Raw genomic sequence first — 26,747 nt, forward strand, 5'->3', positions numbered from 1 at the left:
GAAAGTACGGATTTTCCGGGTACGAATCGTTACCTTTGTTAAACTGAACTCTACCACACAAGGCTTCATGAGGGCCAATCAACGCACAAAATACCGCTGGATGGGCGTCTCACTTGGCCTGAGCATCGTCTTGTTGGTTCTCAAATTCACGGCTTACTTTTTAACGTCGTCAACCGCCATCTTAACCGATGCCGTTGAGTCGATCGTGAACGTACTGGCCAGTGGTTTTGCCTTTTACAGCATTTACCTGGCGGGGCAACCTCGTGACCAGAATCACCCCTACGGCCACGGGAAGATCGAATTCCTATCGTCGGGATTTGAAGGCGCCATGATTTTATCGGCTGGGCTGGTCATCATCTGGCAATCGGTGCTTAGTTTCTTCGAGCCCAAAATATTAAGTAATCTCGACGTAGGTCTGGTGCTGATTGGCGGCACAGCCGTGGCCAATGCGTTTGTGGGCTGGATGCTGATTCTGAACGGTAAAAGAACAGACTCACTAGCGCTCACCGCCGATGGACGGCATCTGCTCACCGATACCTTCAGCAGCATTGTTGTTATGGCTGGCGTTGCCATCGTGGCTCTCACGGGTCAGCGCTGGATCGACAGTGTCCTCTCTTTAATACTTTCGGTTGTCATTATTTACAACGGCTTTCAGCTCATTCGTCAATCCGTCGCCCGGCTTATGGATGAGACAGACACGCCGACCCTCGACCGCGTGGTAACCCTGCTGAACGTGCATAAAGACCGGAACTGGATCGATGTGCATAACCTCCGCGTGCAGAAGTACGGGGCTGATTTACACATCGATTGCCACCTAACCTTGCCCTATTACTGGGAACTGAATCAGGTACATGACGAGGTCCACCATTTTGAAGACACTCTGAAAGATGGCTTCCGCAACGAGGTTGAAATATTTGTTCATACCGATCCCTGCGAACAGGCCTGCTGCCATTATTGCCGGGTGGCCAATTGCCCGGTGCGGGGTTTTGCTTTCATTCACGATGTTGAGTGGACCGCCGACAATCTTCCCCTGAATCAAAAACATTTTGTGCCGCTGACGCTACCAAAGGTGTAGGTCATAGCTTTATTACTCTTTCTAACGGCTCATCTACCTCAGCTTCCAGAAATTTATTGAAATCAGGCTTAGGCTACAACGTAGCACACCTATTTTCTTAACCAAAACAATTTCAGCCATTTAGCTGCAATCCTGTTGCTAGCCATCGGCAATTTTTTGCTTACTGATTACGCTCTTAGCCTGATTTAATTAATCAATCCAGTATATTTATCCAAATAGTTGTATTAATTCTTTTTATTTACCAATTTTGGTCCACTTGCTGCTCTGACAGACAGCGCAAACATTGCTTTTTTCAATTCAGGTTGTATTCAAAAACGGAAAGGCTGGTCGCGCTACGACCAGCCTTTTTTTAGGGAGAAGCCGCCCAGGCGAGCATGCAACCTAGTTTTGATTTTGGGCTGTTTCATTTTTCGTAGCCTGGACGTGGCTATCCAGGCTACAAAGACCTATACTCACAGCGTAAGTTTTAAGTAACTTTACAGTGTGCTATAAAAACAGCACCAATTCACCTCTGTGTGAGCAGCTACCGCCCACAAATTCCCTTATAATCGCAGAATTGGCAGGTTTCGAGCTGGTCGGTCTTTCGGAAAGGCTCATTCATATCCAGCATTCGTTGAATGATGGTACGTAGCAAATTCTCCGAATCTTCGATATACTGCGCCGGGCTGTCATCAGTTCCGAAGGCAACCGGGTTGGATTTGAAACCCCCACTCAGGTCACGGAATGAATAAAAGCCGGCTTCTACCGGCAGGCCCGCAGCCGGATACACATCTTGTTTGGCCCGGTCGCGGGGTAAGCCGCCCAATTCACTAATGTTTTTGAGAGCCAGGTAACGATAGAGCCACAACTGCCGCATTTTGTCTTCCTTACCGTCGTTGAGCAGCTTTTCGGCCAGGTCTTTAGGCGTTTTTTCGGGCAAATCAACCTTACCGGTTTTGTAGTCCACGATGCGAATCTGGTCGCCCAACCGTTCCAGCCGATCAATCTTACCGGCAATACGTACGCGAAGCGGTGCTTGCCCGTCGAGTGGTACGCTCAGATACGTTTCCAGCGTTTGCTCCGTGCCAATCACCGTGAGCCCCGTAAGCTGACTTTGTTGCCGCTGGAAGTCGAGCATCAGTTTTTGCGCCAATTCATAGAGCAGCAGATTCATGCCCGACTCAATAACCCGCCCTTTCATGGTTACGGCAAACTCTTCTTCGAGCAGGTTTTTAATCAGTTGCTCATCAACGGGCAGGTTCTTCAATCGATACTCCTTGTCCAGCCGTTCGAGTACTTTATGCATCCAGTTTCCGAAATCGGCCGCCCCCATTTTCTCTTCAATATCTTCCTCCTCCGAGATGTTGACCACCCGGCTGAAGTAGAACCGCATGGAGCAGCTAACAAACTGGTTCAGGTAAGACGGGTACAAGCCTTTTGTACGTAACAAGTTGATTAGATCGGCTCGGATGGCTTCCGTTTTAGGAACCCGCAAATCCGTTACGTCGGCCACTTTGTCCATACCCGCCCGGCCGAAACGCACCGTTGGATGACTAATGCGAATGAGGCCCTGCGATTTGGGTACTAATTCGTGCTCAATCTGGCGGATAAATCGGCTCGGTTCACCTTTGCTATTCCCATAGGCATCGGTCGAGGTGGTGTGCAACAGCACGATTTCACTGGCTCGTTGCAAGAGTCGGTAGAAGTGATAGGCCATAACGGCCTCCTGCTCGCGGTAGGTGGGCAGCTTCAGTTCGGCGGCAATATCGAACGGAATCAGGGAGTTCAGCTTGCGCGACTGCGGCAGAATCCCTTCGTTGACCGATAAAATAATGACCCGATCAAAATCCAGCGCCCGGGTTTCGAGCATCCCCATCACCTGCAGCTGACTTTTGCCCTCGCTGGTGAATGGAATACTCGTTTGCCGAATCAGTTCGTACAAAAATTGCCGAAAACTCTTTACGGTTACGGGCGTACTACCCGCTGAACCGGCCTGCCGTTCGAGCGTCGTTTCAAGCTGTTTCAGCAGCGTAAAGAATAAATACAGATACTCTATTTCGATAGCGTCCTGGCTGCTTCGGTACACGTCGCGCAGCAGTTCGACCAGGTCATAGAACGCCTGAATGGCCTGCATCGGGTCTTCGTTCGACCAGCGCGAAAACAAGACCCGAATGAGCGGATCATCAGAACCCGACGTTTGTCCCAGCTCCTGAATTTCTTTCTCAGTGAGGTACACGCGCTGCTCCTTAACGATTACTTTCACCAGCCACTGAAACAGCGGTTCGGCGGGTAAGACCTCACCCAACTCCGACCGGCCGCCGGGCCATTGCAGTTGCCGAATCCGTTCATATTGCTTCACAAACGGATGGTTCAGGACCTTGACAACGTGGCGGTGGTGAAACTTGGGAATCCGCAGGTCGCGACCGTCTTTCGACCGGAACTCGTGTACCGTTCGCTGCATCTCGAACAGCGTATCGACCAGCGTAAACAGCAACGAACTACGTAACGACAACCCCATCGTTACGTTCAGGTTGGTTACGCCCTCATCGAGCGCGTAGAGTACTGGCACCAACAGCGTTTCGTCGGCCAATACAATTGCCGTTTTGGGCGTTGAACCCGATGTAATCCGCTCAAAACCAGCCCCAGCTTCTCGGCTCCACTCCTGATAAATTTTGCCGGCCACTTTTGCCTGCATACTGGCGTTGGGTACGCCCACGACGCGGATGTTTTTTTCCGACCCGAGCAGGTTATTGGATAGCTCTTCGCGATTTTGCCTGGAGAAAAACCAGCCATTGTCACGATACCGGCGCAGAAACTCACCGGCCTCCTGGCCCCAGTCCTGAATGTAGTAGTTGTCGGCATCCCAGATCAACTCTGCTTTCTGGGCCTCCACCAATACCCGGATGATGTGCTCCTCGGCCCGGCTGAGCGCGTTGAAGCCAACAAAATAAACGCGTTCGTACGCCAAATCATCGCGGATCAGTGCCTCAACGTTCTGTGCCAGCAGCCGATACGCCATCCCCCGATACGCCATTCCCTGATCGGTCAGGCGTTGGTGCAGGTTCTGATAGGCGATATGCAGGTTTTCGAATAGCTTGAAATACCGCGCCGTACCGGGCGTTTCGACAATAGGTTTAGCTGATGAGGGCTGATCGACCTGCCAGCGCTCGAGGGCTTTGGCCGCTGTCAGGTAACTAAATAGCTCGTTGGAGTTTATCAGGTATTGATCAATCCGGTCAAAATCGGCCAGCAACACCGACGCCCAACCGATAAACTGCTCAAACTCAACCTGCGGGTCGATGGCTCTGAAAACATCGTAAAGTTCAAACAACAGGCTAACCGAATCGATCAGCTCCACGCCAGCCGCCTGGGTAATGAAATCATCGACGGCCAGCGTATGGGGGGCCAGAAACGGCCGATCAGAGCAAGTAGCGAGTTCGTCGAGAAATACCGAAACAGCCCGACGCGTTGGCAGAATCACCCAAACGTCCCGGAGACTAGGACCGTGCGCGTCAAAAATACGTTGAGCCGTTTGGCGAAGAAATGTCATTCAGTGTGGTTAAGCCGACAGTAACTTTAACAAAAAGTAAAGATAACCCAGTTGCTGACGATTATTGGCCAGGGAGAATGATTAATTCGTCAATTTACTTCGGTTGCGGGTTATTTCTCGCCCTACGTTTGAGTTTGTATCGTTGAGAACAAGCGATTAAACCGCTGTGGCGATGGGCGGGCGAAATCTATTTAATCACGAACACGTCTATTAGATCCAGAAGGCGCTACCATTGCCAACTAGCTATGATGAGAAGCTTATTAGGACGAATCGGCGCCTGCTTTTTTTAACAGACATCTTTAAACCAGAGCGTACCCCATGAATCACCCGGCCATACCCATATTAGATCCTCAGTCGTTTGTTCAGCAGTTCGTAATGTCCGAAGCACACGAGCAGGCTCAGCAACTGAATCCGTCGACCGGTAGCACCGCTCCGACCCGTAACTTCTTTACCCTGATGCGAATTGAAGATTTTGCCCGGCACATCAGGTTCCCGATTCCGGCCAGCCGAAGTTTTCACTACGATTTTATGTTGCTAACGGGTGGCTCTATTCGGCGTACCTATGGTTTGGAGACCTATGTGATTGGCCCCTGCATGTTTTCAGCGTATACGGCAGGCGATATCGTTTCAACGGATACGTGTAGTGCCGATGCCACGGGGTATTACGCCCTGTTCGATGCGGACTATGTACTGACCACGCTTAAGAACCCCCATGCATTGGATGAATTGAGTTTTCTTCGGACCGATGCTCACCCAATAGTATCTGTTGATGCCAACACCACCCACGATTGGCTGGCGCAACTTGCCAGAATTGAGCGTGCCTTTCAAAGCAAACGCCCCGATCGCCAAGCGTATAGTAGCTCATTACTGTACGCTTTTCTGCTGGATGTACAGCAACAGTATGGCGAGCAATCACAGATTCGACTGCTGTCAACATCGGCTCAGCTTACGGCCCGCTTCAAGCAGCTGCTGACCCACCACATCCTGAGTAAACGCTCGGTGAGTGAATATGCCGATCTGCTGGCCGTAACGCCTAACCATCTTAACAAATGCGTGAAAGAAACGACCGGTAGGCCCGCGAGTGTTTTGATAGCCGATATGTTGATACTGGAAGCAAAGGTATTGCTCGGCCAACCAGAGCTGACTGTTTCGGAGGTAGCGTTCCGGTTGCGCGTCGACGACCTCTCGTATTTTGCCCGCTTCTTCAAAAAACACACCGGCTTCAGTCCAACCGAATTCCGGCAACAGGTTCATTAAGTGGTGAATGGCTGTAGGGCGTACCTCCTGACGAACGCTTTAGTTACCTGTTGGGGCTGCCCCCGTTTATTCATGCAAAGCGGTTAGCAACTGCTTGAGGGCGTTGAGATCTACCGGTTTAACCAGGTGTGCATCAAAACCAGCCTCTTTACTCTGCTGCTTGTCTTTCGGTTGACCATAGCCCGTCAGAGCGATAACGAAGATCGACTTCCCCCAAAGCTGTTCACGAATCCGCCGGCAGGTTTCATACCCATCCAGGCTCGGCATACCGATGTCCAACAGTATGGCATCGGGACGTAGTGTTTCGGCCAGCGCCAGGGCTTCCTCACCCCCATACCGGGTGTACACCTGGTAGCCTAACTGCTTAACCAGCATCGCGGTCACATCGGCTAAGTCCCGGTTATCATCCACCACCAGCACCCGCAACGCTGCCGCGCCCGACTGGGGGGCAGCCCCCGTAGAACCCTGAGCGGACGACAGTTCGGCCTGTGCTGGCAAATGAACCACAAACTCACTGCCCCGGCCCAGTCCTTCACTATGGGCCTCTATCCAGCCACCATGTTGCTCAACCAATCGATTCACTACGGTCAAGCCCAAACCCAGGCCCCCCTGAGGGCGATCCAGAGAATTGTTCACTTGGAAAAACAGGTCAAATATGGCCCCTACCTGATCTGGCGCAATGCCGATGCCATTGTCCCGCACCCGCAGCTGAACTTCCTGATCTACTGGCTGGAGACTAACCCACACACGACCACCCTCCCGAGTATATTTAGCGCCGTTGGTGAGCAGGTTTACCAGCACCTGATGCAGGCGGGTGGGGTCACCTCTGACGTATAAGGGGGAAGGCGGCAGGTCAACAGTTACTCGGCGGTTTGAGGATTCGTACAAATATTGGACCGTTTGAACCGCCTGGTCAACCAGAACTCCTAAGTCGATCCGCTGCATATGCAACGTAATTTTACCCCGGCTAATGCGGCTGACGTCCAATAAGTCATCGACCATCTGGGTCATGTGCCTCACCTCACGGCTCATTAATTGGATGGCCGATGGCAACGGTAAACTCTCATCCTGCCCTCCCGTTAGTTCGAGCAGCAGCAGGGTGTTGTGCAGGGTAGCCAAAGGATTGCGTAATTCATGGCTGAGCATGGCCAGAAACTCATCTTTTCGGCGATCAGACTCCTGCAGGGCTTCCTCGGCCTGTTTCTGCTGGGTTAGATCACGCATCACTTTGACCAGACCGATGATGGTTCCGCCGGGTTCGCGTAAGGGAGTTGTTACGCCCGAGCCATACAGCCGGGTGTTGTCTTTCCGACGGTGCCAGCGTTCATTATCGGCTCGTCCTTCCTGAATTGCTTTTTGAGCTTCGCCCTGGGGAGCACCTGCCGCCTGATCTTCGGGCGTGAAGATAATATCACCTGACTGACCAATAATTTCGCTTTCGGTATAACCAAACATAGCTTCTGCACCGGCACTCCAGCTGCTTACCCGCCGATGAATGTCAGTGATGAAAATAGCGTAGTCTTTAGCACTTTCCAGGATCATCTGATACACCTGAACCTGATTCAACTCTTTATAGTCGTGTTCAGTTCAGGGTTTGGTTCGGATGAAGGCAGACTAAAATCTGGATTTTGGACATCAACAGCCATAGAACAAACAGTCAAATAAAGGCGGGCGATTTACTTAGGTGAAAGAAAGTGTTGCGTAACTGCAACAATCACCCTGTACGATTGAGAACCTGTTTTAGAAAACAGAGTTCCACTCAATTTGGCAACGGTCCCGGCTCTCTTTCACGCGGCAACAACGTCCTGCATTGACAAGGGCTAGATCAGTTCTGATTGTCCTTTGTTGCTCCCTGTTCACATAGTCATTTGTTGTCAGCAATTGACTATTCATGACCACTTTATGACAACAAATGACTATAAATGATTGCTTGCTCAAACAGGTAGATAAATGCAAAACGTAGCCCCCTGGCCTGGTTGGCTCCACGCGGTACTATAACCGTGGTGATTTTCGACAACCCGTTTCACGATGGCCAAACCAATACCGGTACCGGGATAGGTTTGGCGGTTATGGAGCCGATAAAACGTATCAAAAATGCGCTCAGCTTGTCCCTGCTCGAAACCGATGCCGTTATCTGTAACCTCAATAACCCGAAAGTGCTCGTGCTGAGCGGATGGCTGGTAGGCCGGGGGTAATTCGGAGCGGGTGATGAGTTTACTCTTTATGCCGATGTGAGGCACTACGTCGGCCTTGACAAACTTCAGCGCATTACTCAAAAGATTACGAAATAGTTGCTCAAGCTGCGTTGCATCGCCCCGTACAGTGCCTAGCTGACCAATGTCAATGACGGCTTTTTTCTCTGCTATATACTGGTCTAACTCCGTCAAAACGTCATCAACGATCTGGTTCAACGGCTTTTCGCCAACCGATTCGCCATCGGTTGCTAGTCGGGAATAGGTCAACAGGTCACGGATGAGCACCGACATTCGCCCCGCAGCGGCTTCCATGCGGTTAATCAGTTCTATGCCCTGATGATCCAGGCTTGCGTCGTAGTTGGTCCTGAGCAAGGCGCCAAACTCCTTAATCTTACGCAAGGGCTCCTGCAAGTCGTGACTGGCGGCCGTGGCAAACAGCTCCAGATTCGCGTTGGAGCGTTCCAGGTCAGCCGTGCTTTGCTGGAGAGCCAGTACATTGTTTACTTTTTGGGTGGTTTCGTGGACAATCGCTAAAATCCCTCCCACCTGACCGGTTTCGTCAATGACGGGCAGGTAGGTGTACGTCCAGTAAGCGTTTTCGAACTGGCCATTCCGGTAAATAGGGATTAGTTGATCTTCGCTCAAAACAGATTCTCTGGTTTGCGTTATTTGATCAAACAGGGGCTGAGCGAAGGTAGACCAGATTTCAGGCCAGCTCTCGGGGCCAGATTGTCCTAACGCCTGGGGGTGCTTACCTTCCTGGCCAAGGCTTGGCCGGTAGGCGTCATTATAAAGCTGAATAAAGTCCCTTCCCCAAAACAGCATCATCGGGAATTTAGACATCAGTACCAAGCTCACCATCGAGCGCAGACTTTGGGGCCACTGCTGGGGCCGACCTAAAGAAGTCGTCTGCCAATCATATTGTCTGATTAATTCCCCCAATTCACCGCCACCGGCGAGAAAAGGGAACTCTGAAGGAAAATCTGGTGAACGCATTCGCAAAAGTAGTGTGTCCTTGAAGAACACGATAAACAGAGAATCGGCTTTTTTAGCTTATTACTATTATACAATCAATCTATAGGCTAATAGTATAAAATCGGTTATCGGTAAAATTGGCTGCTCAAGTAATTGTATGTCAACGCACAATGCTCAACAACATGCCCTTCAGTATCAAGTACGATGAGAACGGTCTCTCCTTTCCATCCACCCTGGCTTAAGTGCAAGCGAACGTATTGTTTATTCTTAATGGTGATATGGTGAGCAACGGTTAGTCGGCGAGGGTTGCGTTTACCAAACGGCCACCGCCTTCTTTGGTTAAGTGAGGGCTTCAGATTTAGGATAAAGTCGCTATCAGCTCAGTATCAAGTGTATTTTGGTACTGCCGTTGCCGAAAGTACCGCCAGTAGCAGCTTGTTTTCGTAAGCATAAATTGTGCGGTTATTCCCCCGATTCGTCTTACCACCCCCCTGACCAGGGCCGATACCTTTGCACCGTCGCTTTTGCATTCGGGCGACACGGTACAGATGAAAGCAACTATCAAATTATTAATCATTTGCCTGGTCGGCTTTGTGCACTGGTTCTTTGGCAACTTATACGAAGCCGTTGTTTTATCCCCTAATTTGATACTGGCCGATGATCGGGTAGCTATGCTAGCTGCTTCCCGGCAACTGTTCAGCGTTTCGGCTCCTTATTACTATTACCTACCCTGGAGTCCACTAGCCATCGGGCTGACGGTTTATCTGTGGTTTCGACTTCGACAAACGGAGTTCGTTCCGGCACGTCCGTGGATTACTTATGCCGCTGTCTTTGCTATTAGCGCTGGCCTGGTTACCGGGTACATCATCGCTACGTTTAACTTAACCCTATGGGTCGGGTCGGCTCCTTATTCAGAAGCAGAATTAGCTAGGCTTATCTGGCAAAACACAGCAGTCGCCCTGTTCCGGCTTGGGCTGATCGGAGCCACTATCTTTTGCCTGTATCGATCAACCCAGCTGGCGGTAACGGCCTATTTTGAGTTCTACATCAACAGAAATCACCGTACGGTATAAACTAGCTAACTCAGTGTAGATATGAACGTAACGCACGCAATTCAGGCCCGCTTTTCGTGGTTGCCCTATGTACTCTTCTGTTTGATTGTTGGCCAATTAACCGCTTATCTGGGGAATGAATATTTTGGTCACGACTGGGATAAGAACCTCATTAAACCCTCGGTAACGCAGTTCAACTGGCTGTTTTTTGTCGCGGTATGGACCGTGAATTACACAACCATGGGCGTGGCCGCCTGGTACGTCCGCCGGACGGGTTCTAATGCGCTTACGAAGCGGGCCTTAGGCTGGTTCTGGTTTCAGTTTGGCCTGTGTTTACTCTGGATACCAATTGTGCATGGCACTGGCTGGGTCGGCACAGCCGTCACCATGGATTTTGTAGTGGGCATACCGGCCTTCATAACCGGCTATTGGTTCTACAAAGCCTCCCGCCGGGCGTTCAACTGGTACGTTCCTTACTTACTATGGACACTCATTACTACGCACGCCAAAATCTGGATGTACATGGTAAACACATAGGCGGTAACGTTTCACAGCGCGAATCCCGAACAATACTCATGGTCGAACCAGCCGCGTTTAGAACCAACGCAGCGATGAAAACAACCATTCATCAGTGCATACGGTCGCCCCGCACGTCCATGTTGGTCAGAATATCCGCTTCAACGGCTAAAAACTCCTTCCAACGTTCCCGAACCCGTTCGGCAGGCAGGTATGTTTCGGCCAGTTCAATGAAGTTGCGGTAGTGCCCTGCTTCGGAAATCATCAGCTCTCGGTAGAATTTGCGAAGCCCTTCGTCGGCGATGTTCTCGGAGAGGAGTTTGAAACGCTCGCAGCTACGGGCTTCGATCAGGGCATTAATCAGCAGGTTATCCATTAATTGCTCTTTTTGATCGCCAATTGACCGACGCAATCGGCTCCGCAGCTGGTTTACGTATTCGTCTTTCCGCTGGCGTCCCAATGGAATATTTCGTTTGCGTAACTCCTTCAGTACTCGCTGAAAATGCCCCCACTCTTCGGCCACTACCGGTGTTAGCACCTCCACCAGTTCTTCTTTATCGGAATACTGCACAATCAGCGAAATGCACGACGAAGCAGCTTTCTGTTCGCAGTAAGCATGATCGATCAGAATATCACCGATGTTCATTTCGTCAATGTTGACCCAACGCGGGTCGGTAGGCAGTTCGAGACCTAAGGTAGTAAGCGACATAGCTTAATGATAACCCTGTATTGACCCACAAATTTACCAATTCTCAGCCACAAACCGTCAGTTGCTGGCTTCTCAGCCGTTTCGTGAGCCAGGGGTTCAGGCTAACGAATTATCTGCCTTATGTAACTGGCTAGTAATAATACTATGACCGTTTTCTAAAAGGTCTTTCATTTGTACCGAAATAATGGTTACTTATGCTTTTAACTACCTAACAATCACTATGAAGTTCAGCTTGGCACGGTCTCTTTACCCGTTGTCAGGTCTTACAGGCCCTGACCCATCAAGTCTGAACACTTAATGGATAAATGTTCACTGATGTGTTATCCTTTTCAGCGCAATAGACGACTTTCCTGGCGTTACTTTTCTGTAAGCAATACGTTTCAGCCCCAAACTCACGTCCACGGTACTTGTTCATGAAAAAACGTTTACTGATTTTCTGCTTATCATTAACGCTTTCCTCAGCGTTTGCTCAATCCAAGCGAATTGACAGCTTGTGGACGGTACTCAAAAAGCATCCCCAAGCGGATACGTTTCGGGTGAACCGGTTGAATGATCTCACAAATGAGTGGGGTTTACAGCTTCCGCAGTATGACTCCCTGGCAAACCAGGCATTGCTGCTGGCCCGCAAGCTCAACTATCCTATCGGTGAAGCCAAGGCGCTTTTTACGCTCGGCATTACGCTCTATGCGACGCATCGTAATAATCCGGCAAAACAAGAAGAAGCGAAACAAGGCCAGCGACAGGTCGATCAGGCGATCCAACTGGTTGAACGGGCGGGGGATAAGCGACTACTGATCCAGTTCCTGACCGGCGCAGGGTCCGCCAAACGTGTCAGCAACACCGAAAAGAAACAGTCCCTGGCGTACGGCCAACGGGCTTTATCAGTAGCTCAATCACTTCATGATCCGAAATTGATTAGCGATTGCCAGCGCATGATTGCGCTTTATTATGATTGGGCGAATAACAACTACGCAGCCGCCTTGCAGTGGAATTTTCAGGCGTTACGAACGGCTCAACAGGGCCACTGCCAGGCATGTGCGTTGGCGTCTTTGCGGGCCATCGCCAACAACTATACTGCTTTAAATGACAACGATCAGGCCTTACGCTATTTGACCCAGGCGCTCACCATAAGCCAGCAGGAAGCTAGCGCCGAAAGCCGTGAATTTCAATTTTCTGCCCTGTCGTCCATTGGTAATCTGTATCTAAAAGTCGGGCGATCTGCGCAGTCGATTCAAGTATTTGAACGGGCCATTCAAGTTCGTAAGACTGATTATCCAGCCATCACCCTTGCTCATTTCGACAAACAATTGTCGGCGGCTTATGAATCGCTGGGGCGCTATCCGTTGGCTATCTTTCATGCTCAGCGCGGGCTGGCTCAAGCCCGACAGGATCACAACGCCTGGGCGGAGTCGGCTACGTCGAACACGTTAAGCCGGGCTTACCTGCACACGGGCAAACTCGACAGTGCTCAATTTTATGGGGTTCAGAGCCTGAGTATCGCCCAGCAAACTCACAAAAAAGACTACATCCGGGATGCCAGTCAGACCTTAGCCGAACTGTATGCTAAGCAAGGTAAATATGCTGATGCGTATCGCTACCAGGGTCTGTATTTTACGTATCGCGACAGCCTCAACAACGAAGACGTTACCCGGAAAGCCACAGCCGCTCAGTTTACGCACCAGATAAAGCAGCAGCAAAGTCAGATTCAGCTACAAGCTCAGACGGTTCGGGAGCAACGGTTTCAACGTAACGTTTTATTGGCTGGTGGCCTTATGTTGCTGTTGCTGGGGGCAGCCGTTGCGGCCTGGCTGCTCAACCGGGCTCGGCTACGTCGGCTGGAGGAGGCCCAGGCATTGCGCAAACAGATTGCTCACGACCTGCACGATGAAGTAGGTAGCACGCTCAGCAGCATCTCGCTGCTGAGCGGCATGGTTAATGGATTGATTGCCCAGAACCGGCCCGAGTCCGTTGAGCGGGCCATCGCGAAGATTAACACCGATGCCCGACAGATTCTCGAATCGGTCGATGAGATTATCTGGACCATCAATCCGGGTAACGATTCGCTACAACGCATCGCCTTTCGCTTGCAGGAATACGCCCAACCGCTGATGGAGTCGAAAAACATTCAGTTCACCGTCAGCATCGACCCTACGCTCGACAGTGTGCCCATCTCGATGGAAGTACGCCGAAACCTGTACCTGATTGGCAAAGAAGCCATCAATAACCTGGTTAAATATTCCCAGGCTACGCAGGCTACATTGCGCTTTGATTACCAGAAAGATCAGCTCAAAGTCACTATTGAAGACAATGGTCAGGGCTTCGACATTACTCAACCCACTCAGCGCACCGGGCAGGAGAGCATGCAGCAGCGGGCCAAAGCCATGGGCGGCAACCTGACCGTTCGATCCGCGCCGGGGCAGGGCACGATGCTTGAGTTAACTGCAACCGCTCAATAAGCCGTTGCAGACTCATATACTTATCCGATTTACAAGGGTTTAGCAGCAAGCTACCTTTGTTAAACCAGCATAAGCTGCATAAAACAAAATCGGACCTGTTATGAACTTTTCTAAACTAATCACCTCAGTACTACTGATTGCCAGCAGCATGGCTTGTAGCAAATCAGACAATAACGATACCGTTACTCCATCCGTGAATGCTACGATGAGCGCGCAAATTAACGGGCAGGCGTTTAACACAACCTCTGCTTTATCCACCTTTACGAAAGCGACGAAAGATTTAACGGTTACAGGCTCTGACGCCAATCATCAGGTTGGCTTCACACTGGTAAACTTCAGTGGCCCAGCTACGGTTGCACTGGAAGATCGACTGTCAGGAAAGAGTACTGGCAGCTACCTTGACGTAAAAACGACTACGATGTACACCATTCAGGGGGGCCGAACCGGTACAGTAACCGTCACCCGCTTTGCTAATGACGTAATTGAAGGCACGTTCTCGCTCAAAACGTATAACAGCGGTGATAAAAAGGAATTTACGGTTACCAATGGTCAATTCAAGCTACCGGTTGCAAACTTGTAAACTCATAGTAACCCGCTCCTATTCACACCTATACCCTTTGTCGGCATGATTCGAGTCTCCATTTTTGATGATAACGATTCCCTACGCGAAACCCTGGCGCTGGTCTTCGACGCTACCGACGATCTGATCGTGACGGGCCAATACCCAAATGCCCTCGATGCCGTTGACGCCGTTCGACGCGACCAACCCGATGTCATTCTGATGGATATCGATATGCCCGGCCGCACGGGCATTGAAGCCGTACAACTTATTCGGCAGCGGACCAGCCAGCCAAAGATTCTGATGCTTACCGTGTTTGAAGATGTAGAACGAATTTTTGCGGCCATCTCAGCGGGAGCTGTGGGGTATTTGCTGAAGAAAACCCCCGCGGATAAGATTATCGACGCGATCCGGGAAGTAAAGGCGGGGGGCGCTGCCATGACCCCTTCAATTGCTATGAAAGTGCTCGAAGCCTTCCGGCCGGGCCACGATAAGCAATCCAAACCGAGTGAATTCCTGCTAACTGAGAAAGAAAAAGACGTATTGCTGCGTCTGGTAGAAGGCGACAGTTATAAGCTCATCGCCCATCACTGCCAGATTAGTATGGGAACCGTCCGTACGCACATTGTCAACATCTACGAGAAACTGCACGTCAACTCTAAATCAGAAGCGGTGGCCAAGGCCCTAAAAACTGGGATGTTCCGGTAACAAATACCGGACTAGCGTCTGGCAAAGAAACGTTGTTTCCGGATTGTCAACTTTCGCCGACTATTTATAACATCCTATTCAACTGTTCATTTCTGTTTTATCAAATCAAGCACTCCCGGAGTGCTTCCTAAACCGCTTTTGCCTGATGAAACCTGTATCTTTTCTTTGCTTATTGGTCGTACTGCTGGATTCCTGTTCAAATCCGGCCTTAATTCCTGAGCCTGCACAGGGTGCCCGAATCGCGGCAACCAACTGCAAAATGCTCAACGGGCAAGATCGTCCGTATCCCTGCGAATTTCAGCTATACACAATCTACTTCATGGGGCAGAACAACGAAGTACTGGCTACCAGCACGGCGAACAGTCAAGTTATCTCGTTGCCAAAGAGTAAGGCGATTAGCCACACGGTCAATGCGTATGGTGGGTCGTTATTCTACAACGTATCGGTCGATTTCCGTCGCGTCAACACACCGTCGTTCGCGACGTCGACTTACCGGCTGACCAGGGCCTCGATTACTGATCCGATCTCACCCGGCGAAACCACCGTAGTGGATAGTACCATTACGGTTAGTCCTAATTTACCTAATCCGATGATTCGCCCCAATCGTGTGATGTTCAAACTGCAGTTGAATTACGCTACGTCCGGCGGACAGTCGCCGGCCTTAATTGCACCTATTCAACTCCTCATGCTCGAAAACCCCGTTACCTACGCTAAAATGACCAAGCCAACCTACCACCACGATCGGGATCGGGCCGAAGCCTGGCGAACCATGCAGGTATCGGTTAATTTCACCAAGTAGGTAGCGGTCGTTTTGCTGATATTCATGCAGTCCGTTTAGCTTAATCTGCATTATCCAATACAGGACTCGTTTGGCGCTTGCCGGTTCCTGAGTAGCTATCATTCCCATTGCGATATCATACGTCACGCTTCTTATCCCAATGCCTCATGACTAATCGCCATGTTTACCCTCTCTTTTGTAAAGCAAAGACACCAGGCGAAAAAACTATGCCTGGATGTTGGCCAACATCCAGGCACCAGACGCTTATCCGCAGGGCAATAAAACAAACTCTTGCCGTTGTCTGGCTGCTTACGGCGCTTACGGCCACCGCACAACAGCCACCCGTTGCCCCAAATCGCCCGGTTGTCGACGAGTACTTCGGCACAAAAATTACCGACCCGTACCGTTGGATGGAGAAACAGCCGAACCCCGAACTGGAGCAGTACCTGAAAGGACAGGGCGACTTGGCCAGGGCCATACTAGACCGTTTACCACGCCGGAAAGAGTTGCTGGAGCACATTGTTAGCTTAGACGCCGACGCTCCGTCGTCCGTGCGCCGGGTAGAGCGGTTAGTTGGCGATAAATATTTGTACCTAAAAGTACTGCCGGGTCAACAAACGCCGAGTCTGTTTCTACGCCAGGGATTGAAGGGCGCTGAAACCTTGCTGGTTGACCCCAGCCGGTTCGACACAAAAACGGAGCGCTACAGCATCAGCTATTTTGTGCCCTCGCCCGACGACCAATACATTGCCTATGCCATTGCCCCCAACGGTTCCGAAAAGCCTACCCTGCATATTCTGAACGTGGCCACGCGGCAGGATTTGCCCGAAACCATTGACCGTATGGACTGGGAATACGCCCAACCCGAGTGGCACCCCGACGGGCGCTCGTTCTTTTACACCCGAATGCGGCAGTTACCCGCCGATGCACCCGCCACCGAATTTCAGAAAAAGAAACAGGTATTTCGTCACGTGCTGAACACCGACCCGGCCACTGACCAGTTCATTCTCGGCTTCGGTTCGTCGCCCGCTGTCGCCATCGACGCAGCCGATACGCCGATTATACTGACCCTAACCCACACCCCCTCGCCTTATGTGCTGGCGCGTATCAAACACGGCGATGCCAACGAAGAAACCGTTTATCGCGCTCCCATCGACGCCATCGGCAAACCGAACGTACCCTGGCAGAAGATATTCGACCGCGCTGACCTGATTCGGCAGGTGACTATCCACGAAGACTGGCTGTACCTGATGACGTCGAAAGATGCCCCGCGTTTTAAAATCATCCGCACCCACTTAAGCAGCCCCGACCTGGCCCATGCGGAAACTATTGTACCGACCAGCGACGCCGTCCTCGACGCTATGGGCCCGGCTCTCGATGGGCTGTACATCTCGCAGATGCGTGGAGGGTTAGACGAAGCCCTACGCGTAACCTGGGACGGCCCACCACGGCCCCAGCGCATCAAAGCCCCCAATGCACCGCCCTGTTTCGTGGCCGGCACCAATCACCTGCTGCCTGGTGCATTCATTGCCTCAGCCGCCTGGACGGGTAACGGCTTGGTTTACCTGTACGAACCATCCACCGGGCAGTTTACCGACACGGGTTTTGCGCCCAAACACCCGGCCGAGGCTAAAGCAGACCTTGAATCGCGGGAGGTGCTGGTCAAGGCGAAAGACGGCATGATGGTACCGCTTTCTATTGTGTACAAACGCGGCCTGACGCTTAACGGCAAAAATCCGACCTTGTTGACGGGCTATGGCTCGTACGGCAGGATTTCTTACCCATACTTCAATCCATTATCTGTCACCTGGTTTGAGCGTGGGGGTGTATACGCCGTAGCTCACGTGCGGGGTGGCGGAGAAAACGGTCAGGAGTGGCATACCGCCGGGCAAAAGCTCAACAAGCCCAACACCTGGAATGACTTCATTGCCTGCGCCGAATACCTGATTCGCGAAGGCTACACCGCCCCCCGATACCTGGCCGGGGAGGGTACTTCGGCGGGCGGCATTCTGATTGGTAGAGCCATTACCGAGCGGCCCGACCTTTTTGCCGCTGCAATCATCAACGTCGGTATGCTCGATGCACTCCGGTTTGAGACCACGGCCAACGGCGTCCCAAACATACAGGAGTTCGGTACGGCTACCGACTCGTTGGGCTTCAAGGGGCTTTACCAGATGAGCGCCGTTCATCACGTGAAAGATGGCAGCAAATACCCGGCCGTGCTGCTGACAACTGGCATGAACGACCGGCGCGTTGACCCCTGGCAGTCGGCCAAGATGGCGGCCCGGTTACAAGCTACCAGCACGAGCGGTAAGCCTATACTGCTACGCGTAGATTATAAATCAGGTCACGGTTCCGGCCTGGCCCGTGAGCAGGAGCAGGCACGGCTTGCTGATACCTACGCCTTTCTGCTGGAGCAGCTAACCGGAAAACCCGACTAATTCTGTCAGAATAAGCTGTTTACCAGCCATGCAAATCAATATTCCTGTTCTCACTCTTCTCGGCTTACTGTCGCTGGTAGGCAAGGACCAGACCAATAGTTACGAAAGTCAGGTACTGCGTTGAATGTTTTGAATCCGTCATTTCGGCGTCTGGTAGTGAACAAACGTAGGTAGCCAACCATCATTTAAGCCACGGTTAAACAAAACGAAGCATGAAACAATCCTCACTATTCCTTACTCTGTGCCTTGTTTTTGGCTCACTCGCCTGGGGGCAAGCTCCCACCCCTGAACAGGTTCGACAGAGCGTCGCTCAGTCCGTGATTGAGCTAAAAGCCCAGCCAATGGCGGTTGGCGGGGTCGAAAACCGGTTTGTGCCATCTGGCTCAGAACCAATAGCCATTCGAATCTACCGACCTGCCGCAAGTAGTTCAGCTAAGAGTGCTGCCCTGCCAATCATTTATCATATCCACGGCGGGGCCTGGGTAGCCGGTGATTTAGATACGCACGACAACATCTGTCGGCGGTTGTGCCATGACGCCAATGCGGTGGTTGTAGCCGTAAACTACCGCCGTCCGCCCGAACATCCGTACCCAGCCTCCACCGACGATGCCATGACCGTGTTATCCTGGATTCAGGCGAACCGGGCGACGTTGAGCCAGTCAGGGCCACTGATTCTTTTAGGCGATAGTGCGGGCGGTAATTTCGTAGCGTCTACCTGCTTAAGAAACGCAGAGTCAGCCAAACCCATACCCATCGCTGCTCAGGTCCTGGTCAATCCGGCCCTCGACATCCGGCCTGGTTCGGTTACGTTTAAAACATACGCCATGTTCATCAACTGGGGCATGCCAGACATGACCAAAGCTAATGAGCCCTATGCATCGCCTTTGGTCTCGACGCAGTTGAACAAGATGCCGCCCACCACGATAGTCGTAGGTGAAATCGACGAGATTCGGGAAGACGGTGTCGCCATGCACCAAAAACTACAGGCAGCCGGGGTGAAAAGTACCTTGTTCGAACAGAAGGGAGCCGGACATTTTGGCCCGTACTGGTGCGCCGACCATTCCTCTGTAAAACCGGCACTGACGTTTGTTTTAGGGCAGATTGCCGCTGTAAAATAACGAGTCGTTAGCATTTGAGTCTATCGACACCTTATGAAAACGTTTCAGAACATCCGCGTCTTGCTGTCAGCGGGTGCATCAGCGGCCTGTCAGTCTAAGCCTTCAGCTCCCCAACTACCGGGTCAACCATTCAGCTCAAACCAGTCCAGAAGCGACACCTCCTGAAACAAGGCTCGTTACTGCCACCGCATCTTCAGAAACGACTCACAACGACTGTCTCATTCGGCCGGGCGAGCGTTGGCCCCATAAGTGGCAATTTCATCCGTCTACGACTAGAGTTGTGACCTCAAAGGTCAATTACTCTTAAAACAACACTCATAAGTACTCGTTACGGTGGGTAATCAATCAACTCAATGCAAACTGTACTGCTACGATGGATACTCTCCTTTCACGGTGAGCACTTTCAATCAAGCTACGATGGGTACTTCCACTCACGCATGCACATTCTCTTCAATTAATGACTGAATCGGGGCACCAGGTTTAAACGAACTTCGGCCAGTCGCGGGCGAACCTGGTAGTGGAAATCGATACGAAGCAGGTGTACTGGAATTTTGTACAGATCGCTCGCGCCGATTTTGGAATCTTCCATGTGAATCCAGCGACGTAGCGGGAATTCGTAGATCATGTTCATAGCCGGATTAAGACCATAGTACTGCTTCATGCGGAAGAACATTTCCACGTCGAATAACCAGGCACTCTGGAATTTCTCGCCAAAGGCAACGGGTACCAGCGAACGATGGAAAATCTTCGCTCCGCACTGTGTATCATAAAATGGCATCCGCAGTAAGGTACTAATCAACGTAGCCATTGACCGACCGATGATGTGGCGCTTTAAGTTCCGGCTGATTTCGGCACCCAGGCGCTTCACGCGGGAGCCGCACACAATTTTCAGGCTGTTGTCACGGGCCAGTGTTTCGGCCAGCTCGGTGAAATCCTCCAGACTAACCGACAGGTCGGCATCTAAAAACCCGATGTAGTCAAGATTGGTCGTTCCGTAAAGATATTGTACCCCCTGCCGAACAGCTTCTGCCTTGCCGCCATTCTGAGCGCAATCGAAAACACTGATCTGCACAGGATTCGTTTGTTGAAGAGCTTCCAAGACTTCGAGGGTGTTGTCGCGGCTACCGTCGTTCACAAAGCACAGCTGATAATCAGGGTTCATTGTTGTAAACTGGGTAAAAGCTTCGGCGTTCAGACGGTTAGCTTCGTTGTAGCAGGGGATAACAATACCAAATTTCATGTTTGTAGTTAGTTACGGAGGGAGATTATTCTGCGTTTTTGTTGAGACAAAGTTGTCTTCATTTTCCCCCCTGTAGGGCGAGTATTCGATGAACAGCAACAACTGCCGGTTTTTTGGCGAATTTTACATGGAGTTAATGAAATAAGACTTTTCAGTAACTTGTCAGTCGTAGATGACTTAGCACTATTTTTGTGTAAAATCAGGCAGATGCGACTACCTATCGAATGCCCAAGTCAACGACTTTATTAAAAATTGCTTTATTACTCGTATTATGTTTCCACGGGTCAGCGCTGTTCTTTACGCTGGAGGGAACGTACGACGCGTATGTGCATATCTTTTTTGCCGACCATTACGCCCGGTCGTGGTTCGAGCCCTGGGAATATCGCTGGTACACGGGTTTCACCATTACCAGCTACCCACCCCTCGCCCATCAACTCATTGCTTTACTGTCCTTTATTGGCGGACTGAAGTTTGGATTCGCGGTGGTAGCGCTGCTGGCGGTTTGCGGCTTTGTGACGGGTATCTACCGCTTTTCGCGGCTTTGGGTGTCCGAGCAAGCGGCTGGCTATGCGGCTTTATTCGCGGTGTTTGCGTCGAGTATTGTGCAAACAATTCATGTGTACGGACAACTCCCTACCCTCTGCGGAATCGCCTGCCTCACGAATGTCTTACCCGAAATTTATGCGTACGTCCGCACGTTGGAGTGGCCACGGTTGTTTCGGGCCTGGTCGCTGCTGGGCGTTACGGTGGCTTCCCACCACGTCACAACACTGTTTGGCATGGCGTTTTTTATTGCCCCCATGATTGGGGTAGCGCTACTGGACGAAGTTGGACCAGCGGGCGACTTACGAAACGTAGTGATGCGCCTGATCAACCTTGTCTTTAAGCGGCTCAAATACCTGATTCTTTTTGGCGGGGGCGTTGGCGTGCTGATGATAACCATTATTTTTCCGTACTGGTACTGGTCGAAAACCGACCCCATTACCCAGGTACCGATTCCGCACGGATCGCGCGACTCGTTTATCAATGTGCCGTCATCGGGTCTGATGTTTTTTCTGATTCCGCTGGGCACTACGTTACTCCTACTTCCCTACGTGTTTCGCCGGATGTATATCCGACGGAATCTGTTCATGGCCCTGTCGTTTACGATGCTACTGTTGCTCGGCACGGGGGGCACAACACCGATTCCTAAGAAATTACTGGGCGCGAACGCCTTCGATATTCTCACCCTCGACCGGTTTACGTTCTGGGCGTCGGTGGTGGCGATACCATTCGTTGGCGAGCTGTTTCAGCGGTTGCTGGAAGGCGACTGGCGGCAGAAGCTACTTGCGCGTGGGCAGCGGTTACGATACCGGTTACTACTCGGCAGTTTGATCGGCGCGGTTGGCTTAACTACCATTTTGATTGTGAACCTGGGCCGTATTCGCCCATTACAACCAAAATCGGTTGATGTACAGCCGATATTAAATTTCCTGGACCGCGACATGCACAGCCGGTGGCGATTTCTGACGCTCGGATTTGGTGATCAGATGGCCTGGCTCTCGGCCCAGACAACGGCGCGTTCCATCGACGGCAATTACCACTCGGCCCGCCGGGTCATTGAACTGACCGTAACTCCCATCGAACGGCTCGAAAATGCCAAGTTCAAGGGTATTCAGGGCATCGGTTCGTTGCAACAGTTTCTGACGGTGCCTGAGAAGTACCACCTCAAGTTCATTTTCTCGAACGACAAGTTCTACGACCCGATGCTCTACTTTGCGGGCTGGGAACGAGTGCAACGTTTGGAAAACGGCATTCTGGTCTGGCAGAAGCAGGACGTACCGCCCCTACCATCGTTTTTGCCCAGTAAAGACATGCCTGACTACCAGAAATTGATGTGGGGAATTTTGCCGCTATCAGCGCTGGTTACGATGATTGGGGTTTGGGTATATACTACGTTTTTTAGCCGAATGACCAAGTTTCCGGCGCAAACGTACCTGGCAGATCGGTTGAAGAGCCGCCAGACAACCATCAGGCCTGAACCTCTTTTAGTAAGTGCCCTATTGGTCCGTATCCTACCGGGCAAACGGTTTGTCTGGTTCTTGTGGCTCGTGGGCGTCATCTTTCTGCTGATCGGCGTCTGGTTCAAAAACACGGACCCTTTCCCGCAAAAAACGCCGGAGTCTGCCCTTAAAGCGTATTATAACGCACTCGATTTTAAATACTTCCGCGAGGCTTACGACTATTTTGAGCCTTCTATGAGCTTTGATGAATACATCCTCCAATTGTCCGTTCGGGATGGGCTGGTAGCTTCGTATAGCAAACTGGACTCGTTGACTATACGAATCACCGAACGAATGAACAACCGGGTGAAAGCGGTGGTGATGCAGAAATACGTAACGCCCCTGGATAACTATATCGTTGAAACGCCCCATGAACTGGTACAGCATGACGGCAAGTGGTGGATTGTGCCGCCCACGCCAACGTCGGCCACTGCACCCGACCAGTTTTTGATCAAGGGCGTACCCGCCATGCGCAATCAGGGCAAACGAACCGTTACTACGGCCACTACGCTCCACGAGGACATCATGGACCGGCCGGAACTATATATCCTTTCGGCGAACCTGGTCCGTTCGCCCGATCACCGTTACGTGGTAGTGGGTGAGTTGCAAAACACCGATTACGTCCCCGCGCACGTCACCATCGAAGCCCAGCTCTTTGACCAGTACGGGCGCGTGTTGGTTAGCTACAATGCCAAGTACACCACCTCGCACAAGGTATTACCCAAAGAAACGATACCATTCCGGGTCGATTTTGAAGAAACAGCCTGGGTCAAAGAAGACGATAAGAATCCGGGCAAGTTTAATCCCAACGAGTTTACTGCCTTTAAGTTTAATCGTAAGCCCGTGTCTTTTAAGGTCTTTGCCCGCGCCGTGGTTGCAGACAAAGACTTTTATCGGGATGCCGAAATTCAGCAGGTTTCGGTATCGGCCCAGCAGTTCGCTACGGGACAAATCAGCAACCAGGGGACGCAGGAAATTAGTGTTCCACAAATTTTGATGGCCGCTTACGACAAGTCACAACACATTACCTGGGTCGATCACAGTTTCTTGCAGGAAGGCGTTCGGCCCCAGCGCAAAGAGTCGTTTTCGATAGCATTGCCCAATCTTCAACGTATTACGCCCATTCAGCAGGGGCAGTCGTCGCAATTTTTTGTCAATGGTCTGCCGCAGGAAACGTTCCGACCGGCCTATACGAATACGGATCGGCCGGACCTGATTCCGACAAAACAGGGATTCGTACAGTTTTTGGTCAACTCATACATCGGCGAATGAAGCAAATTTTTACCCTTAGCGGGTTGTACATGATGCTCCTGACGGGTTGCTCTACCTCTACAACGCCGGGCGTTGCGGGCAGGGTGACGCTGCAAGCTCCCGATTCGGTAGCTGCCGGGCAGCCCCTACGGATTCAGCTCAGCACCCAGCATGTTCAGTTAGGCGAACACCTGACACTGGTCTGGCAAGGTGGCTGGGGAACGCAGGTATTCGAACAAACGGTAACGGGCACAGTGCTGAACGTAGCTCTGCCAAAACACTGGACCACCCGCTCAGGTGTGCAGGCCCTGCGGGTATGGCACCGAAGCAAGTTAGTAGCCGCGCAAACGATTCATGTACGACCTCAGCAACCGGCCCAACCGCTGGATCTGTATCTGGGCGCCAAATCGATCATTGCCGATGGGTGGCATTGGTCCATGATTACGGCTATCCCAAGCGATAGCCTCGGTAATCCGGCACCCGTTGAAACACCCGTGCAATTTCGCTTTTTACGACCCAATGGTCATCGGAATGACCTCACATCGGCTACTCACCATCTGGTTGCTTATCAACGCATAACCGCGCAGACCAATACCGGAAAAACCATCGTGGGCGTTCGGGCGGGTAACGTATCGGGCAAAGAAAAAGAATTGCTGGAGGTACCGGGCTTTCCGGTCAACTTCAAGATCGAGGCCTCGAATTATACCCCACTGGCTGATCAACGCCAGGGGTTCCGCATACTGACCAATGTGCTGGTCGATCAACACAATAACGTAGTATCAGACGGTACGCTGGTGCAGTTTCGATGCGTAGATCCCGATGGTAGCATCCGACTAATTAAAGGATATACCCTGCGTGGTGGAGCCGAAGTAGCGCTTGAAAACCCAGGGTACGCGGGGTCTATGCAGGTCAGTGCTTCGGTCTATGGTGCCGGGCGCAGTAATGTCCTGACGCTTCGGTTTCCCGAAAACCTGAAGAGCGTTCCGGTGCAGATTGACCAGAAACGACATCGGCTACGCATTGGCCCATTGACCGAAAGCCTGGATCAATTAGTACCGAACGGCACGATGGTAACGGTACAAATTGACGACCGGGACCCGGTTTCGATTGAAGTAGTTGGTGGCTACGCGGAAGCCGATCTGATGGGTATACCGCCCGGGCCACATAGCGTGGAGTTAACGGTGTCCGGGCGAACGATTACCTTAATTATTGCCATACGATGAGTAGTAGCGATTCAGATAAACAAGCAAACGTGGTTATTCATAAACCTTATTCCCGCTTATTGATCGGTTCGTCGGGACTGGTGGCGGTGGCCTTGCTGGTAGCCGCGATCGGACAGTTTTGGGTGTACGTCAACAGCGGAGCCAGGCGCGAAGAAGCCCTGAACCTGACGACAGTCATGCTCGAAACCCATACGCCACGGGTCGTTTGGCTCCCGGACGATCCAGAAACGGGCCGTCCTATGGAAGACTTCACCCGTGAGCAGCTCGTGGGCGACTACGTGCGGGCGTGGTATCAGTGGCAACTCAGCTATCTGGCGGGAAAACCCGTCGGCATGAAGGAATATTTCACCACCGACGCTTTACCCAAAGCAACGTCGGCCGTTACCGAGATAACCCAGCAGGGGCATCGGCTGCACCAGACCGACGTAGAGCATAATTTACAGCTTCATTTTTACTCCGCCGATGGCCAGATTGTGTCCTTCACTGACCACCATCTGCTCATCAAACAACGGCTCTTCCGTACTGATACGCAGGAAAAAATATATACCGATCAATCCGTAGCCGATTACCAGGTGGTGATGCTGCTCGATGACGGCTTCTGGCGCATCAAGCACATTGTCCGGCAACCAGCCGCTTCCATGCGTATTCCCAAACCAACTCCCACCGATCAGGCTTCGTTTGTACAGATGGCGAAAAACGGGTTCGTAGTCAATGGAAAACCCTTCTTTCCGGCGGGGGTTAATTATTACCCGCAGCGGTCGCCCTGGTCACTCTTCTGGAAACAGTTCGATGCCAACGTCATCAACGCCGACTTTCAACGCATTCGGGAGTTGAAACTGAACACCGTACGGGTATTCGTTAACTTTCATGACTTCGGTAAAGGTCAGGTGCCCCCCGAACGGCTCAATCAGCTCGAAAGCGTGCTCGATCTGGCCAACCAGCACGGTCTGACAGTCCTGGTTACCCTGTTTGACTTCGTAGGTGACTATCGGCTGCTGAACCTGACCGCTACGGATCGCCAGCTCGAGCAAATTCTGACCCGCTTTAACAAACACCCGGCCCTGCTGGCCTGGGATGTCAAGAACGAACCGGATCTGGACTTTAAACACCACGATCCCGACGACGTAAGGGAATGGCTGGACTGGATTGTAACCCGCGCCCGGCAGTTCGACCCCAATCACCTGATAACGATTGGGTGGGCTTACCCCGAAAATGCCCATCTAATGGCTAAACAGGTCGATTTTGTTTCTTTCCACTCCTACCGATCACTTGAAGAACTGGCGACCGGTATTACTGATTTACAGCAGAAAGTACCTCAGAAAACCTTGCTGTTAGAAGAGTTCGGCCAGCCGACGTACCGGGGTGTTTGGGCACCGTTTGGCAAAAGCGAAGACGATCAGAAGCAGTACGTTGGGCAAGTGCGGGACATCCTGAAGCAACACAAAAACATTCCCTATCTCGTCTGGACACTGTACGACTTCACCGACGTACCCGCCGATGTTGTGGGCAGTAAACCCTGGCAGCGCGAACCACAAAAGCATTTCGGCATCCTTCGGGCCGATGGTCAGCCTAAACCCGTTACCGACGTTTTAAAACCGTAAATTCCTCATAAATAGCCTGAAC

At 51.6% G+C, this 26,747-nt stretch carries 20 protein-coding genes; 14 read left to right on the top strand and 6 right to left on the bottom strand.

Annotation, left to right across the window (positions count from 1 at the left end; translation table 11 throughout):
- Positions 1–67: 67 nt before the first annotated feature.
- Positions 68–1,075: a cation diffusion facilitator family transporter gene (locus ACFSUS_RS27360; protein ID WP_381528074.1), complete on the top strand. Its 1,008-nt coding sequence runs from the start codon at positions 68–70 to the stop codon at positions 1,073–1,075.
- 523 nt (positions 1,076–1,598) lie between these two features.
- Here ACFSUS_RS27360 and ACFSUS_RS27365 read toward each other — a convergent pair.
- Positions 1,599–4,604 (bottom strand): PD-(D/E)XK nuclease family protein, encoded by a 3,006-nt coding sequence (locus tag ACFSUS_RS27365; RefSeq protein ID WP_381527993.1) that lies wholly within the window; start codon positions 4,602–4,604, stop codon positions 1,599–1,601.
- A 318-nt stretch (positions 4,605–4,922) separates the two neighbouring features.
- On the opposite strand from ACFSUS_RS27365, the gene ACFSUS_RS27370 reads away from it, so the two are divergent.
- Positions 4,923–5,861 carry a helix-turn-helix domain-containing protein gene (locus ACFSUS_RS27370; protein ID WP_381527998.1) on the top strand — a complete coding sequence of 313 codons (939 nt, stop codon included), beginning with the start codon at positions 4,923–4,925 and terminating at the stop codon, positions 5,859–5,861.
- A gap of 66 nt (positions 5,862–5,927) precedes the next feature.
- Here the strand turns inward: ACFSUS_RS27370 and ACFSUS_RS27375 are convergent, their stop codons facing one another.
- The 3 genes from ACFSUS_RS27375 to ACFSUS_RS27385 form a co-directional block, all read right to left on the bottom strand.
- A complete protein-coding gene (locus tag ACFSUS_RS27375) occupies positions 5,928–7,427 on the bottom strand; it encodes a hybrid sensor histidine kinase/response regulator (protein ID WP_381528000.1) in 1,500 nt (499 codons plus the stop codon).
- Positions 7,428–7,795: 368 nt separating this feature from the next.
- Positions 7,796–9,052 carry a PAS domain-containing sensor histidine kinase gene (locus ACFSUS_RS27380; RefSeq protein WP_381528002.1) on the bottom strand — a complete coding sequence of 419 codons (1,257 nt, stop codon included), beginning with the start codon at positions 9,050–9,052 and terminating at the stop codon, positions 7,796–7,798.
- Positions 9,053–9,417: 365 nt separating this feature from the next.
- Positions 9,418–9,561: a hypothetical protein gene (locus ACFSUS_RS27385; protein WP_381528005.1), complete on the bottom strand. Its 144-nt coding sequence runs from the start codon at positions 9,559–9,561 to the stop codon at positions 9,418–9,420.
- 18 nt (positions 9,562–9,579) lie between these two features.
- Here ACFSUS_RS27385 and ACFSUS_RS27390 point away from each other — a divergent pair, with 18 nt between their 5' ends.
- Together ACFSUS_RS27390 and ACFSUS_RS27395 are read left to right on the top strand one after the other, a co-directional pair.
- Complete coding sequence (locus ACFSUS_RS27390; RefSeq protein ID WP_381528007.1) at positions 9,580–10,104, top strand: hypothetical protein; 525 nt, start codon at positions 9,580–9,582, stop codon at positions 10,102–10,104.
- A 21-nt stretch (positions 10,105–10,125) separates the two neighbouring features.
- Positions 10,126–10,620 carry a TspO/MBR family protein gene (locus ACFSUS_RS27395; RefSeq protein WP_381528009.1) on the top strand — a complete coding sequence of 165 codons (495 nt, stop codon included), beginning with the start codon at positions 10,126–10,128 and terminating at the stop codon, positions 10,618–10,620.
- Between the two features lie 91 nt (positions 10,621–10,711).
- Here the strand turns inward: ACFSUS_RS27395 and miaE are convergent, their stop codons facing one another.
- Entirely contained in the window at positions 10,712–11,308 is a 597-nt protein-coding gene (gene miaE / locus ACFSUS_RS27400) for a tRNA-(ms[2]io[6]A)-hydroxylase (RefSeq protein ID WP_381528011.1), read from the bottom strand.
- Between the two features lie 413 nt (positions 11,309–11,721).
- Here miaE and ACFSUS_RS27405 point away from each other — a divergent pair, with 413 nt between their 5' ends.
- From ACFSUS_RS27405 to ACFSUS_RS27435, 7 genes are all read left to right on the top strand, one after another.
- Positions 11,722–13,764, top strand: coding sequence for a tetratricopeptide repeat-containing sensor histidine kinase (locus ACFSUS_RS27405; RefSeq protein ID WP_381528012.1), 2,043 nt, complete (start codon positions 11,722–11,724; stop codon positions 13,762–13,764).
- Positions 13,765–13,864: 100 nt separating this feature from the next.
- Entirely contained in the window at positions 13,865–14,344 is a 480-nt protein-coding gene (locus tag ACFSUS_RS27410) for a DUF6252 family protein (RefSeq protein WP_381528014.1), read from the top strand.
- 45 nt (positions 14,345–14,389) lie between these two features.
- The gene (locus ACFSUS_RS27415) at positions 14,390–15,031 is read left to right on the top strand and encodes a response regulator (RefSeq protein WP_381528016.1); all 642 of its coding nucleotides are present in this window, start codon (positions 14,390–14,392) and stop codon (positions 15,029–15,031) included.
- Positions 15,032–15,176: 145 nt separating this feature from the next.
- On the top strand, positions 15,177–15,830 hold the full coding sequence (locus ACFSUS_RS27420; RefSeq protein ID WP_381528017.1) for a hypothetical protein: 654 nt from the start codon (positions 15,177–15,179) through the stop codon (positions 15,828–15,830).
- A gap of 206 nt (positions 15,831–16,036) precedes the next feature.
- Positions 16,037–18,250, top strand: coding sequence for a prolyl oligopeptidase family serine peptidase (locus tag ACFSUS_RS27425; protein ID WP_381528019.1), 2,214 nt, complete (start codon positions 16,037–16,039; stop codon positions 18,248–18,250).
- A gap of 212 nt (positions 18,251–18,462) precedes the next feature.
- On the top strand, positions 18,463–19,368 hold the full coding sequence (locus tag ACFSUS_RS27430; protein WP_381528022.1) for an alpha/beta hydrolase: 906 nt from the start codon (positions 18,463–18,465) through the stop codon (positions 19,366–19,368).
- A gap of 33 nt (positions 19,369–19,401) precedes the next feature.
- Positions 19,402–19,533: a hypothetical protein gene (locus ACFSUS_RS27435; RefSeq protein ID WP_381528024.1), complete on the top strand. Its 132-nt coding sequence runs from the start codon at positions 19,402–19,404 to the stop codon at positions 19,531–19,533.
- A gap of 289 nt (positions 19,534–19,822) precedes the next feature.
- Here the strand turns inward: ACFSUS_RS27435 and ACFSUS_RS27440 are convergent, their stop codons facing one another.
- Positions 19,823–20,608: a dolichyl-phosphate beta-glucosyltransferase gene (locus ACFSUS_RS27440; protein ID WP_381528026.1), complete on the bottom strand. Its 786-nt coding sequence runs from the start codon at positions 20,606–20,608 to the stop codon at positions 19,823–19,825.
- Positions 20,609–20,832: 224 nt separating this feature from the next.
- Between ACFSUS_RS27440 and ACFSUS_RS27445 the strand changes: the two genes are divergently transcribed.
- The 3 genes from ACFSUS_RS27445 to ACFSUS_RS27455 are packed head-to-tail and all read left to right on the top strand — an operon-like array spanning position 20,833 to position 26,725.
- The gene (locus tag ACFSUS_RS27445; protein WP_381528027.1) at positions 20,833–23,922 is read left to right on the top strand and encodes a hypothetical protein; all 3,090 of its coding nucleotides are present in this window, start codon (positions 20,833–20,835) and stop codon (positions 23,920–23,922) included.
- Positions 23,919–25,124 (top strand): hypothetical protein, encoded by a 1,206-nt coding sequence (locus ACFSUS_RS27450; protein WP_381528029.1) that lies wholly within the window; start codon positions 23,919–23,921, stop codon positions 25,122–25,124. The genes ACFSUS_RS27445 and ACFSUS_RS27450 overlap by 4 nt, the downstream gene beginning before the upstream one ends.
- Positions 25,121–26,725: a cellulase family glycosylhydrolase gene (locus ACFSUS_RS27455; protein WP_381528031.1), complete on the top strand. Its 1,605-nt coding sequence runs from the start codon at positions 25,121–25,123 to the stop codon at positions 26,723–26,725. Before ACFSUS_RS27450 ends, ACFSUS_RS27455 begins: the two co-directional genes overlap by 4 nt.
- Positions 26,726–26,747 lie beyond the last annotated feature (22 nt).

Source organism: Spirosoma soli, assembly GCF_042684525.1.
GTDB classification, from domain to species: Bacteria; Bacteroidota; Bacteroidia; order Cytophagales; family Spirosomataceae; genus Spirosoma; species Spirosoma soli.